Origin of the sequence: Micromonospora humi, from assembly GCF_900090105.1 — a bacterium.
Classification (GTDB): Bacteria; Actinomycetota; Actinomycetes; order Mycobacteriales; family Micromonosporaceae; genus Micromonospora; species Micromonospora humi.
Genome location: NZ_FMDM01000016.1, coordinates 91,668 through 104,841, shown reverse-complemented (window position 1 = coordinate 104,841; position 13,174 = coordinate 91,668). Strand labels below are relative to the sequence as shown.

The following is a 13,174-nucleotide window of genomic DNA, read 5'->3' as shown; positions in this document are numbered from 1 at the left end:
CCCCGTGACGCTCCTCTGGTACGTCGCCTACGGGTCGAATCTGCACGCGGCGCGACTCGACTGGTATGTGCGCGGCGGGCGGCCGCCCGGCGGGCTGCGCACGTACCCCGGTTGCCGGGACTGTCGACCGCCGCACCGGACGGTCCCGGCGCTGATCCCCGGCGGGATCTACTTCGCCGGCGAGTCCCGGGCCTGGACCGGCGGCATGGCGTTCTACGATCCGGAGCTGCCCGGGCGGGCTGCGGTGCGCGGCTACCTGGTGACGGTCGAGCAGTTCGCCGACATCGCGGCCCAGGAGATGTACCGGCGGCCCGGCGCCGACCTGGCCGGGATCCGCGCGGCCGCCGGGACCGGCCGGGCCACGCTCGGTCCGGGCCGCTACGAGACGCTGCTCCGGGTCGGTGAGCGCGACGGCCTGCCGATGCTCACCTTCACCGCCGGGCACCGGGCGGTGGAGGTGCCCTGGACCCGTCCGGCCGCGGTCTACCTCGGCATGCTGGCGCGCGGGCTGCGGGAGGCGCACGGCTGGGACGTCGCGCGGACCGTCGACTACCTGGCGGGCCGGCCCGGGGTGGCCGGGCGGTGGACCGGGTCCGCGTTGCGCGCACTGGTACGGGCGGCCCACGGCGGCTCGGGAACCGCCTCTCCGGCGCTCCGGTCGAGTTCGGACAGTCCGCCTCGGATGTCGGACCGGCGGGCGTGAGCGGCCGTTCGGCTCGCGATGGGTGACCTGCCGGAGGTGTTTCGGCCAACGGTGGTTGCCAGCGCAAAGAATTCCGCGTGACATGAGCGTCGGCGTCGGCTCCCTGGTCCCTGGGAGCCGACGCCGTGGACTCGACCTGCGGCCCGGCGGATGAGAAGCTACCCCGGCGGGCGGCGTTCCCCCCGAGTGCCGCCTTCCGCGATCGACCCCTGTCACGGCACGGATCAGGGCCGCCGGGCGAACCATCGCCCGGCCGCCACGCGCCGGTATCTCACGAGGAGTTCCATGTCCGTCTCCGGGATGCGCCGCCGGGCCACCGTAGGCCTGGCCGCACTCGCCGCGACCGCGTTCACCGCGGTCGCCGTCACCCCCGACCAGGCCGAGGCCCACTCGAAGCCGGTCGACGTCCAGCTGCTCGCGATCAACGACTTCCACGGCAACCTGGAACCGCCGACCGGGTCCAGCGGCACCATCGACGGCCAGACCGCCGGTGGCGCGGAATACCTGGCCAGCCACCTGAAGGCGATGCGTGCGGCGGCCCAGCAGCAGGGCAAGGGCACCGTCACTGTCGCGGCGGGCGACCTGATCGGCGCCTCGCCGCTGCTCTCCGCCGCGTTCCACGACGAGCCCACCATCGAGGAGATGAACCTCGCCGGGCTCGAGTTCGCCAGCGTCGGCAACCACGAGTTCGACGAGGGCGCCAAGGAACTGCTGCGGATGCAGCGCGGCGGCTGCCACCCGGTCGACGGCTGCGCCGACGGCACGCCGTTCGAGGGCGCCAAGTTCAAGTACCTCTCCGCGAACGCGTTCAAGACCTCCACCGGCCTGCCGCTGATGCAGCCGTTCGGCATCAAGATCGTCAAGGGTGTGCCGATCGGCTTCATCGGGATGACCCTGGAGGGCACCCCGAACATCGTCAGCCAGCAGGGCGTCGCCGGGCTGCGCTTCACCGACGAGGCCGACACCGCCAACAAGTACGCCAAGATCCTGAAGCTGCTCGGCGTCAAGAGCATCGTCGTGCTGCTGCACGAGGGTGGCGTGCAGAACGGCGGCGGCATCAACGACTGCACCGGGTTCAGCGGCCCGATCGTCGACATCGCCAACCGGATGGACCCGGCCATCGACGTCATCGTCAGCGGGCACACCCACGCCGCGTACAACTGCAACATCAACGGCAAGCTGGTCACCAGCGCCAGCTCGTTCGGCCGCCTGGTCACCGACATCAACCTGAAGATCGACCCGCGGACCCGGGACGTGGTCAGCGCGTCGGCGAACAACGTGGTGGTCACCCGGGACGTCGCCAAGGACCCGGCCTCGACCGAGCTGATCACCCGGTACAAGACCGCGCTCGGCCCGGTGGCCGACCGGATCGTCGGGGAGACCACCGAGGCGATCACCAAGACCCAGGAGAACCTCTACCAGACCGGGGTCGACGCCAACGGCAAGCCGACCTACCAGACCGGTGAGTCGCCGCTGGGCAACGTGATCGCCGACGCGCAGCTCGCCGCGACCGACAACGAGCAGAACGCGGTCGCCGCGTTCATGAACCCGGGCGGCGTACGCGCCGACGTCGACGCCGGCCCGGTCACCTACGCCGAGGCGTTCACCGTGCAGCCGTTCGCCAACAACCTGGTCACGCTGGACCTGACCGGTGCGCAGCTCTACTGCATGCTGGAGCAGCAGTTCACCGTGGCCCGGGTGCTCTACGCGTCCTCGACCGTGCACTACGTCGTCGACGTCAACGGCACCACCGCGCCGGCCGGAACGCCGTGCGCCGGCACCCGGGTGGTCCGGGGCAGCCTCACCATCAACGGCACCCCGGTGACCGACACCGCGACCTACCGGGTCACGGTGAACAACTTCCTCGCCGGCGGTGGCGACGGCTTCAGCGTCCTGACCGGCGGCACCAACGCGGTGACCGGCCAGATCGACCTGGACGCCTTCACCGCGTACCTGACCGAGAAGTCGCCGGTGTCCGCGCCGGCGCTGGACCGGATCCAGACCACCGCGGAGGTTCCCGCCGCCTGACGGCAGCACATCCCCGAACGGGCCCCCGGAGCACTGCTCCCGGGGGCCCGTTCCTCGTCCGTTGCGGGTCAGGCCGCGGGGGCGGGCTGGGGTTGCGGGGTGGGGGCGGGCGAGGGGCGGCCATCCTGGGCGGGGGTGAGCAGGGGGCGCAGCGACAGGGCCAGCAGGGAGGCGGCCAGGCAGCCGCCGACCACGACCGCCACCCAGACCCGCCCGTCCGCCGCGCCGATCAGCGGGCCGGCGGTGACCGGACCCACCACCCCGCTGATCCCGAAGATCATCGAACTCATCGCGTTGTAGCGGCCGCGCAGCTCGTCCGTGGCCAGCGCGTTGGTCAGGGCCGGCATGACCGGGGACAGCATCGTCTCGCCGAACCCGAAGATCGCCGAGCAGGCCACCACGCCCAGCGCCGCGAGCAGCGCGTTGCCGCCACCGACCACGCCGGCCGCGCCGAGCACCAGCCAGGCGCCCGCGAAGACCGCGCCGACCGCCGCCAGCGCGCCGGTCCGGCTGCGACCCTCCATCCGGCGGATCACCAACAGCTGGGAGAGCACGATCATCACGGTGTTCGCGGCGAGCGCCCAGGCCACCACCCGCGGCGTCACCTCCACCACCCGCACCGAGTACGCCGCGAAGCCCACCTCGATCTGCGCGTACCCGCAGGTGGTGAGCACCAGACCGAAGAGGACGAGCCGACGGAACGGCCGGTCCCGCAGCACGGTCAGGTAACCGCCGGCCGTCGGCGCGGCAGCGCCCTCGCCCACCGGCGCGGCCGGCCGGCGCCCCACGTGCGGCAGCGTGAGCAGGATCAGGGCCGGCGTCAGGTAGCTCACCGCGTCCAGCAGGTAGACCGCCTGGAAGGTGACCGGGCGCGCCACGTCGACCACCGCGCCGGAGATCAGGCCGCCCGCGCCGATGCCCAGGTTGAGCAGGGCGAAGTTGAGCCCGAAGACCCGCTGCCGCTCACCGTCGCCGGTGAGCGAGGCGAGGATCGTGTTCTGCCCCGACCAGATCGCCGAGCTGCCGATCGCCACCAGCGTCATCACGCCGAACGCCGACGCGGTCGAGTCGACCAGGGCCAGTGAGGCGGTGCCGACCGCCTCGACGACCAGGCACGGCAGCACCACCCGGCGCGCGCCGAACCGGTCGATCAGCGTGCCGCCCAGCGGGGACAGCGCCAGCGTCACCGCGCCGAACCAGCCGATCACCAGGCCGGCGCGGGCGTCGGTCAGGCCACGCACGTCGGTGAGGTAGATGAAGAGGAACGGCAGCGTGAGACCGCGCCCGACGGCGGAGAGCAGGGTGCCGAGGAGGATCCGGCGGGCTTCGGGACGAGCGGGCAGGGCGCGGCGCAGCATGGCTGGGATTCTGGGTGGCGGGTACGACGACCGCGACCCGTTTACCGCAGTGCCCGGCGGACGCCCAGCCGGAAGGTGAGCAAGCCCACCCGGTCTGCCATGCTGGCCCGGTGACCACCACCTGGCGTCATCTGCCCGCACCGGCCCGCGAGATCGCCGTGACCGCCACGGAGGCGGTCGACGCGGCCCGGGCCCGGGACGCCGGGGCGTACCGACCGGCCGTCGAACGGCTCGCCACCGTCGACCGGGCCGGGCTGGTGCTCGGCGGCGTGGTCCGGCTCCTGCTGGAGGAGGGGCATCCGGACGGGCTGGACGGCGACGACGTCCGCCAGGTGCTGGAGCGCTGCGTCCGGGCCGCCGCGACGTGGTGGCCCGAGGTCGATCCGCACGTCCTGCTGGTGCTGCTGGCCGGCGCGCTCGGCGTCTACGACCCGGGTGACGACGACGACCCGCCCGACCCGGCGGCCGTGGCCCGGCACGCCCCGCTGCTCGTCGCCGACCTGCTGGCGGTCACCGACCGCCCGTTCGCCGACTACCTGAGCGCGGCGTTCGCCGAGGTGGCCCGCACCGAGCTGCACGACTGACCGAGGCCGGCCGGCACGTCGATCCGGGGTCGGCGACCGGTCACGGGCCGGCTGCCGGTCAGGGGCTGGCGGCGAGGAAGACGAACGCGGCGAGCAGCACCAGGTGCACCCCACCCTGGAGCACGGTCGCCCGCCCGGGCACCACGGTGAGCACCGCGGTCACCGCGGTCAGGGCGAGCAGCGTCATCTGGGTGCCGCCGAGGCCCAGCAGCAGCGGGCCGTCCAGCCAGATCGAGGCGATCGCGATGGCCGGGATGGTCAGCCCGATGCTGGCCATCGCCGAGCCGAGGGCCAGGTTGAGGCTGATCTGCACCCGGTCCCGCCGGGCCGCCCGGGCGGCGGCGAGTGTCTCCGGCGCCAGCACCAGCAGCGCGATGACCACGCCGACGAACGCCTGCGGCAGGTTGGCCGCCTGGACGGCGCTCTCGATCGCCGGGGAGATGGTCTTCGCGTCACCGACCACCGCCACCAGCGCCACCACCAGCAACGCCAGGCTGGCCAGCGCGGTGCGGGTGGACGGCGGCTCGGCGTGCCCGTCGCCGTCGCGGTCCTCGGCCATGATGCTGCCCTCCTGGGTCACCGGGAGGAAGTAGTCCCGGTGCCGGCCGGTCTGCACCATCACGAACAACAGGTAGAGGGCGAGCGAGGCGACCGCCGCGAAGGCGAGCTGGGCGGGGGAGAACTCCGGACCCGGTCGGGCGGTGGTGAACGTCGGCACCACCATGCTGAGCGTGGCGAGGGTGGCCACGGTGGCCAGTGCCCCGCCGGTGCCCTCCGGGTTGAACACCGCCACCTGCCGGCGCAGCGCGCCGAGCAGCAGCGACAGACCGAGGATGCCGTTGCAGGTGATCATCACGGCGGCGAAGACGGTGTCCCGCGCCAGCGCCTGCGTCTTGTCCCCACCGCTGATCATCAGGGTGACGATCAGACCGACCTCGATCACGGTGACCGCGACCGCCAGCACCAGCGAGCCGTACGGCTCACCCACCTTGTGCGCGACCACCTCGGCGTGGTGGACGGCGGCCAGGACGGCGACCGCGAGCAGGGCGGCCACCACGAAGATCAGCGCGCCGGGCAGCTCCCGGCCCCAGGTGAAGACCAGCAGGAGCACGGCGAGCACGGGTACGACGGTGGTCCAATCGGTCAGGCGGGATCGGATCATCGCTGGCATGGGTCCTACCTTGCCAGGTGGGCCGATCAACCGCCCGCAGCCGGGTGCCGCAGTCGTCCTCGGGGACGGCGCAGCCCTCGCCGCCGCGCCGCCGCCAAGGGCGTACGGATGCTGCTACGGCAGCGCCAACGCCAGACACCCATGGTGTTCCACTCGCGGGCTGGCTGAGGCATGAGTGGAACTGTATGGGGGGTACGGCGTGGGGTTCGACGGGTGCCGACGGGCCTGGCTCCGCTGACGGGGTCAGAACGGGTGCCGGGTGTCGGCGGGGCGGGGGGGATTCAACTCCGTCTACACGACCCGCACTGGGATTCGACCGAATCGGACCGAGGATGCACCAGAGGGCACATCCATGGATCGGATGTGCCCTCTGACCTCTGTCGGGGTGGCCGGATTCGAACCGACGACCTCTTCGTCCCGAACGAAGCGCGCTACCAAGCTGCGCCACACCCCGAGGCGTGCCGACAAATAGTAGCTCACCCGATCCCAGGATCAAATTCGGTATCCCCCGGCGCTGCCGGGGGTCGATTCAGCGGGGGATCAGGGTCAGGATGCTCGCCTCCGGCCGGCACGCGAAGCGGATCGGCGCGGTCGGGTGCGTGCCCAACCCGGCGGAGACGTGCAGCCAGGAATCCGAGCCGGGCCAGCGGTGCAGCCCGCGCGCCGTCGATCGGGGCAGCCCGCAGTTGGTCACCAGCGCGCCGTAGCCGGGCACGCAGACCTGCCCGCCGTGGGTGTGCCCGGCCAGGAGCAGCCGGAAGCCGTCGGCGGCCATCCGGTCCAGCACGGCCGGCTCCGGCGAGTGGGCCAGGGCGATCGACAGCGCGGCGGAGTCGCCGGCCGGCCCGGCCACCGCGTCGTAGTCGTCCCGCTCGATGTGTGGATCGTCCACGCCGACCAGCTCGATCTCCCGACCGCCGGCCTTGAGCGTGGTGCGGGCGTTGTTCAGGTCCGCCCAGCCGGCGCCGGTGAGGATGCCCCGCAGTTCCTCGTACGGCAGCGGCACGCCGTCGGTGTACTCCCGGTCGGGCAGGAAGTAGGTGAACGGGTTCTTCAGCACCGGCCCGGTGTAGTCGTTGGAGCCGAACACGAACGCGCCGGGCAGGTCGAGCAGCGGCTGGAGGGCCCGCAGCACGCCGGGCACCGCCTCCGGGTCGGCCATGTTGTCGCCGGTGACCACCACCAGGTCCGGGTCGAGCGCGGCCAGCGAGGCCACCCAGTCCTGCTTGCGCCGCTGGTTCGGCATCATGTGCAGGTCCGACAGGTGGAGCACCCGCAGCGGCTCGGCGTCGGTCGGGAGCACCGGCACGTCGTACCGGCGCAGGGTGAACAGGTTGCGCTCGACGAGCGACGCGTAGGCCAGGGTCGCCGCGCCGGCGGCGACGGTGCCGGCCGCGAGCCGGAATAGTGTGCGCTTTCGCATGGTGTTCAGGGTAGTTTCACCGTTCATGAGCACGCTGAAGGACCGTCTCACCACCGACATGCGCGCCGCTCTCAAGGCGCGCGACGAGCTGACCACCTCGACGCTGCGGATGGCCCTCGCGGCCGTCGGCAACGCGGAGGTCGCCGGCCGCGAGAAGCGCGAGCTCAGCGACGACGAGGTGCTGGCGGTGCTGACCAAGGAGGCGAAGAAGCGCCGTGAGGCGGCCACCGCCTTCGCCGACGCGGGGCGCGCCGAGCAGGCCGGCAAGGAGACCGCCGAGGGTGAGGTGCTGGAGCGCTACCTGCCGAAGCAGCTCTCCGACGAGGAGCTGGCCGAGCTGGTCTCGGGGGCGCTCGCCGCGGGCAGCTTCACCGGCAAGGCGCAGATGGGCCCGGCCATGAAGGCGGCCCAGGCCGCAGTGGCCGGCCGGGCCGAGGGTGGTCGGGTCGCCGCCGAGGTACGCCGCCAGCTCGGCCTCTGACGCACCCGCCGACACGGAACGGGCGGGCACCCCGGTGGGGTGCCCGCCCGTCGTCGTCGTTGCCGGTCAGCGCCGGCCTGGTCGGCCGTTGCCGGGGTTCGGGGGGACCGCCGGCCCGCCCGGTCCGGCGGTGTTGCCCGGCCCCGGCGCGCCCTGCCCGGAGCTGACCTCGATCAGGACCACGCCGCCCTTGATGGTCCGCCCGTCCGGGCTGGTGCCGGCCGCGGTGCCCGCGGGGCACTCCGACGGCACCTTGTTGCTGGACACCACCGGCTCGAAGCCGGCGCCGCTGATCCGCGACTTGGCGGCGTCCACGGTCTGGCACTTCACGCCGGGGATCGAGCGCTGGTCACCCATCACGATCTTGCCGTTGGGTGGCGTGAAGTTCTTCCGTTCCTTGCCCTTCATGGCGTCCCGCAGGGTCTCGTAGACCGCCGGGTTGATGCCGTCCTTCACGTCGTGGCCCATCTTCTGGTTGGTCTGGGCCCAGTCCGGGTCGGCCATGATGCCGGCCACCGCGTACTGCTTCGTCATGGCGACCAGGGCGGAGGTCTTCTCCGAGTCGGTGGTGCCGGACTTGCCGGCCACCGGGGCCTTCACGATGCCACGGACGTTGCCGGCGGTGGCGGTGCCGCACTTCGAGGTGCTGGAGCGGTCGCCGACCGGGCAGCGGGCGGCGTCCACGGCGGCGCGCGCCACCTCGGTGCTGACCCGCTGCTCGCAGTGCGGGTTGGCGATGTCGAGCTTGTCACCGTCCGGCCCGCGGATCTGCTGCACCGGGATCGGGTCGCAGTATTTCCCGTCGGCGGCCAGCGTGGCGTACGCGTTCGCCAGCTCCAGCGGGGTCGTCTGCGAGACACCGAGGCTGAACGCGCCCCACTGGTGCGGGTTCGCGGCGAGCTTGGCGTCGTCGGACGAGCGGAAGCTGATGCCGAGCTTCTGCGCCGCCTTGACCACGTTCTCCGCGCCGACCCGCTGCTGGAGGTCGATGAAGAAGGTGTTCACCGAGAAGCCGAAGCCGCTCCACATGTTGTGCGGGCCGGCCATCGACTCGTTGGCGTTCTGCGGGCAGTACTTGTTCGTGCCCGGGCAGGCGGCCGGGGAGTTGAACTCGACCGGGTAGTCGGACTTGAACACCTTCTGCGCGTTGATGCTGTAGCTGAGCGGGTAGCCCTTCTCCAGCGCGGCGACCAGCGTGAAGATCTTGAAGGTCGAGCCGGCCTGGTAGCCGGCGATGCCCGGGCCGCCGGTGACCAGCGGGTTCACCGTGTTCGGGTAGTTGCCCCGGATCTTCTTCTTGGCCTTCCGCGGGTCGCTGGAGAGCTTGTTCTGCGGGTTCTTCGGATCGTCGATCTTGAACTTCCGGTTCACCGCCACGGCCCGGACCCGACCGGTGCCGGGCTCGATCACGGCCACCATCCGGGCCGCCTTGCTGCTGTTGCTCAGATGGTTACGGACCGCCCTGTCGGCGGCCGCCTGCGCCTGCACGTCAAGGCTGGTGATGATGGAGTAGCCGCCGCTCTTCAACCGCCGGTCGCGGTCGTACGAGGTGGCGCCGAACGTCTCCTGCTGGAGCCACCAGCGGTAGAAGTAGTCGCAGAAGAAGCCCCAGGAGTTGGTGTTGGCCTGCACGCAGCCGTTCGGCGTGCGCTTGTCCTTGACCACCAGCTTGATCTTCTTGGCGGCGTCCGCCTCGGCCTGGTTGATCGCGCCGATCTGCACCATGTTCTGGATGACGTAGTCGCGTCGGCCGACCGCCTCCGGGTAACCGGCCTTGGTCGTCGGGTCGAACGAGGTCGGCGCCTTCACCAGCCCGGCGAGCATCGCCGACTCCTGGATGTCGAGCTTGCTCGGCAGCTTGCCGAAGTAGACCTGGCTGGCGGCGTAGATGCCGTACGCGCCGTTGCCGAACGCGGCGATGTTCAGGTAGCGCTCCAGGATCTCGTCCTTGGAGAGTTCCTTGTCGACCTGGAGCGCGAGGCTCATCTCGCGCAGCTTGCGGGTGCTGGTGTCCTCGGTGGCGGCGACCACGTCGGCCGGGTGGGTGGCCGAGTAGGAGATGGCCAGCCGGACGTACTGCATGGTGAGCGTGGACGCGCCCTGCCGCGACGAGCCGGCGGACTGGTTGTTGACGAACGCCCGGGCCACGCCGTTGAGGTCCACGCCGTTGTGCTTGTAGAAGTCGTGGTCCTCGGCCGCGATGATCGCCTTGCGCATGTGCGGCGAGATGTCCTTGAGCTTGACGTCCTTGCGGTTCTCGTCGTACATCGTGGCCAGCGGCGTCTTGCCGTCCGAGGCGTACACGTAGGTGATCTGCGGGGCCCGCGCCACCGTCAGTTCCTTGGGCAGCGCGCCGAACGTCTCGGCGCCCGCCTTCGCGGCCAGGCCGGACATCGCCACCGCGGGGAAGGCCGCCGCGGCGACCACCACACCGGCCAACAGGCCGCAGATCAGCAGCGATGCGGCGTTGGTAAAGACGTTGTGGTCACGTTTCCGCATCCAGGTCACCTCGACAGGGTACGCGAGCAGGGATCGGCGGGCGCACGGGGAACTTTCCCCATTTCCATCACGCGCCGGCCTCGTTGTGCTAAACGCACGACACCCGGGGCGAGGTTGCGTGAGATCCACAGAAGTTCCGTCAAACAGCCGCGTTTTGTCGTACCGGGGTCGGGTAGACGGCGGCGAAGGCCCGGGAAGCCGGGAATGTCCGGAACAATGGATTTTGCCGACAACGTTGCGTAATCGGGTGACTACACAGCATGATGGTGACGGCGATCGCAGTCACACGTCGTCCATGCCGCCCTGGGGAGGCCGGCGCGGACGACCGGGGGAAGTTCGGGGGCTGCTCGCGCGAAGTCGGTAGGTACTGCAAGGGGGGACGTGTACAGATGGGCATGATCACTGACTGGCCGTCGCTGGCGGCGTGTCAGAACGGGGACCCGGACGCGTTGTTCGTACAGGGCGCCGAACAGAACGTGGCGAAGAGGATCTGCCGGAGCTGCCCAGTTCGGTACGAGTGCCTGGCCGACGCGCTCGACAACCGGATCGAGTTCGGGGTGTGGGGAGGCATGACCGAACGCGAACGCCGGGCGCTGCTGCGCCGTCACCCGCAGGTGACCAGCTGGCGCAAGATGTTCGAGGCGGCCATGCGGAAGAACGCCAAGGAGAAGGCCGGCAAGGACAAGGTCCTGGTCACCACCGCGACCTGACGTCCCGGCCGGCCGGCGCGTTCACCGCCGGCTGATCGCCTCGCCGATCGTCCGCAGCCCGTCGACGTCGTGCACGTCGGCGGGCTGCGCCGTCACCGACACCGCCGGCACCGCCGGGAACGCCTCGGTGAACCGCGCCGCCACCCGCTGCTCCCGGTCCGCCTGCTGGGCCAGTGCGGCGTGCGCGCGCAGCACCTCGACGGTGCCCTCGTGCCCGCCGACGCCCGCCAGTCGCTCCGCAGCGGCCAGGCTCTCCGCCGCGCCCAACTCCGCCGCCGGCTCGTGCACCCGGTTGAGCACCAGCCCGGCCAGCGGCATCCGCTCGTCACGCAACCGGCCGGCGAAGTAGGCGGCCTCCCGGACCGCGTCCGGCTCCGGCGCCGCGACCAGCAGGAACGCCGTCTCGCGAGCCTGCAGGATCCGGTACGTCTGCTCGGCCCGCTGCCGGAACCCGCCGAACATCGAGTCGAGCGCGGCGACGAAGCCGGACAGGTCGGTGAGCAGTTGGGCGCCGAGCACCTTCTGCACCACCTTGGAGAACATCCCGAAACTGGCCGTGACCAGGCTGAACATGCTCCGCCCGCCGCTGCGCGCCGGGGCCAGCAGCAGCCGCAGCATCCGGCCGTCGAGGAACCGCGACAGCCGGGCCGGCGCGTCGAGGAAGTCGAGCGCGGAACGCGACGGCGGGGTGTCCACCACGATCAGGTCCCAGTCGCCCCGGGCGTGCAACTGGCCCAGCTTCTCCATCGCCATGTATTCCTGGGTGCCGGCGAAGGTGGAGCTCATGGCCTGGTAGAAGGGGTTGGCGAAGATCTCCGCCGCCTTCGTCGGGTCGGTGTGCTGGAGCACCACGTCGTCGAACGTGCGCTTCATGTCGAGCATCATGGCGTGCAGCTCACCGCCGCTGGCCTCGACGTCGATGCCCTTGACCTGGCGGGGCGTGTTGTCCAGCTCGGTCAGGCCGAGCGACTGGGCCAACCGGCGGGCCGGGTCGATGGTGAGCACCACCGTCCGCCGCCCGTGCCGCTCGGCCGCCCGCAGCGCCAGCGCCGCGGCGGTGGTCGTCTTGCCCACGCCGCCCGCACCGCAGCAGACCACGATCCGCACGCCCGGGTCGGCGAGGATCTGGTCGACGTCCAGCGGAGGCGCCGCGTCTTCGGAAGGCACCAATCGAGCGTATCGGTCCCGAGGGGCTCTCTGCTCCGTGCCGGCCGCAGGTGTGAGTCAATCCGCCCGGACGAGCGCGTCGGCGAGCGTCGCCAGCCCCGCCCGGTCGACCCCGTCGGGCAGCAGCGGCAGCTCGGTCAGGGGCAGCCCCAGCTCCACCAGGTCGCCGCGGAGCGAGTCCTCAAGCTCACGGCGTACCCGCTGGTCGCGCGCCTCCCCGGCGAGGCCGGCCACGGTCCGGGCGTCGGTGGGCAGGCCGGCGGCGGCCAACCCCCGCTTCAGCTCGGCCGCGGTCACCGCGCGACCGGCCGGCACCGGCGGGCGGACACCGTTCACGATCACCCGGCCGACCGGGAAGCCGAGCTGGGACAGGTCGGCCACCGCGTCGAGCGTCTCCTGGACCGGCATCTCCTCCAGCAGCGTCACCACGTGCACGGAGGTCATCGGCGAGCGCAGCAGCGCGGAGACCCCCTCGCTCTGGGTCTTGATCGGGCCGACCTTCGCGAGTCGGGCGGTCTCCGCCGTGACGTTGAGGAAACGGCCGATCCGCCCGGTGGGCGGGGCGTCCAGCACCACCGCGTCGTACGCCCGGCGTGACCCGACGCTGCGGGTGGTGGCCTCCTTGACCTTGCCGGTGAGCAGCACGTCGCGCAGGCCCGGGGCGATCGTGGTGGCGAAGTCGATCGCGCCGAGCTTGCGCAGCGCGCGGCCGGCCGCGCCGAGCTTGTAGAACATGTCCAGGTATTCGAGGAGCGCCTCCTCGGCGTCCACCGCCAGGGCCCGCACCTCACCGCCGCCGGGGGCGTCGGTGAGGTGCCGCTCCTCGTAGGGCAGCGGGTCGGTGTCGAAGAGCTGGGCGATGCCCTGCCGCCCCTCGACCTCGACCAGCAGGGTGCGCCGGCCCCCGGCGGCCAGCCCGAGGGCCAGCGCGGCCGCCACGCTGGTCTTGCCCGTGCCGCCCTTGCCGGTCACCACGTGCAGGCGGCCCCGCCATCTGCCGGCGGACTCGGCCGGCTGCTCACTCGCTGCCACCCGTCGAGCGTAACCAGC

At 71.8% G+C, this 13,174-nt stretch carries 11 protein-coding genes and 1 tRNA gene; 5 read left to right on the top strand and 7 right to left on the bottom strand.

Annotation, left to right across the window (positions count from 1 at the left end):
* Positions 1 to 4 precede the first annotated feature (4 nt).
* Complete coding sequence (locus tag GA0070213_RS26095; protein WP_091070313.1) at positions 5 to 703, top strand: histone deacetylase; 699 nt, start codon at positions 5 to 7, stop codon at positions 701 to 703.
* A 285-nt stretch (positions 704 to 988) separates the two neighbouring features.
* On the top strand, positions 989 to 2,731 hold the full coding sequence (locus tag GA0070213_RS26090; RefSeq protein WP_091070310.1) for a bifunctional metallophosphatase/5'-nucleotidase: 1,743 nt from the start codon (positions 989 to 991) through the stop codon (positions 2,729 to 2,731).
* Positions 2,732 to 2,799: 68 nt separating this feature from the next.
* Here GA0070213_RS26090 and GA0070213_RS26085 read toward each other — a convergent pair whose 3' ends face one another.
* A complete protein-coding gene (locus GA0070213_RS26085; RefSeq protein ID WP_091070307.1) occupies positions 2,800 to 4,089 on the bottom strand; it encodes an MFS transporter in 1,290 nt (429 codons plus the stop codon).
* Positions 4,090 to 4,199: 110 nt separating this feature from the next.
* Between GA0070213_RS26085 and GA0070213_RS26080 the strand changes: the two genes are divergently transcribed.
* Entirely contained in the window at positions 4,200 to 4,673 is a 474-nt protein-coding gene (locus tag GA0070213_RS26080; RefSeq protein ID WP_091070305.1) for a hypothetical protein, read from the top strand.
* A 58-nt stretch (positions 4,674 to 4,731) separates the two neighbouring features.
* Here GA0070213_RS26080 and GA0070213_RS26075 read toward each other — a convergent pair whose 3' ends face one another.
* The 3 genes from GA0070213_RS26075 to GA0070213_RS26065 form a co-directional block, all read right to left on the bottom strand.
* A complete protein-coding gene (locus GA0070213_RS26075; protein ID WP_217628660.1) occupies positions 4,732 to 5,835 on the bottom strand; it encodes a calcium:cation antiporter in 1,104 nt (367 codons plus the stop codon).
* A gap of 389 nt (positions 5,836 to 6,224) precedes the next feature.
* Positions 6,225 to 6,298, bottom strand: a tRNA-Pro gene (locus tag GA0070213_RS26070).
* A 75-nt stretch (positions 6,299 to 6,373) separates the two neighbouring features.
* Positions 6,374 to 7,267, bottom strand: coding sequence for a metallophosphoesterase (locus GA0070213_RS26065; RefSeq protein ID WP_091070299.1), 894 nt, complete (start codon positions 7,265 to 7,267; stop codon positions 6,374 to 6,376).
* Positions 7,268 to 7,292: 25 nt separating this feature from the next.
* Between GA0070213_RS26065 and GA0070213_RS26060 the strand changes: the two genes are divergently transcribed.
* Positions 7,293 to 7,748 carry a GatB/YqeY domain-containing protein gene (locus GA0070213_RS26060; RefSeq protein WP_091070297.1) on the top strand — a complete coding sequence of 152 codons (456 nt, stop codon included), beginning with the start codon at positions 7,293 to 7,295 and terminating at the stop codon, positions 7,746 to 7,748.
* 66 nt (positions 7,749 to 7,814) lie between these two features.
* Here the strand turns inward: GA0070213_RS26060 and GA0070213_RS26055 are convergent, their stop codons facing one another.
* Positions 7,815 to 10,247: a penicillin-binding protein gene (locus GA0070213_RS26055; protein ID WP_091070424.1), complete on the bottom strand. Its 2,433-nt coding sequence runs from the start codon at positions 10,245 to 10,247 to the stop codon at positions 7,815 to 7,817.
* A 389-nt stretch (positions 10,248 to 10,636) separates the two neighbouring features.
* Between GA0070213_RS26055 and GA0070213_RS26050 the strand changes: the two genes are divergently transcribed.
* Positions 10,637 to 10,957, top strand: coding sequence for a WhiB family transcriptional regulator (locus tag GA0070213_RS26050; RefSeq protein WP_091070295.1), 321 nt, complete (start codon positions 10,637 to 10,639; stop codon positions 10,955 to 10,957).
* A gap of 21 nt (positions 10,958 to 10,978) precedes the next feature.
* Here GA0070213_RS26050 and bagB read toward each other — a convergent pair whose 3' ends face one another.
* Together bagB and bagA are read right to left on the bottom strand one after the other, a co-directional pair.
* Positions 10,979 to 12,127 (bottom strand): ArsA family ATPase, encoded by a 1,149-nt coding sequence (gene bagB, locus GA0070213_RS26045; RefSeq protein ID WP_175441498.1) that lies wholly within the window; start codon positions 12,125 to 12,127, stop codon positions 10,979 to 10,981.
* A 54-nt stretch (positions 12,128 to 12,181) separates the two neighbouring features.
* Positions 12,182 to 13,156 (bottom strand): ATPase BagA, encoded by a 975-nt coding sequence (gene bagA / locus GA0070213_RS26040; RefSeq protein ID WP_091070290.1) that lies wholly within the window; start codon positions 13,154 to 13,156, stop codon positions 12,182 to 12,184.
* Positions 13,157 to 13,174: the final 18 nt, after the last annotated feature.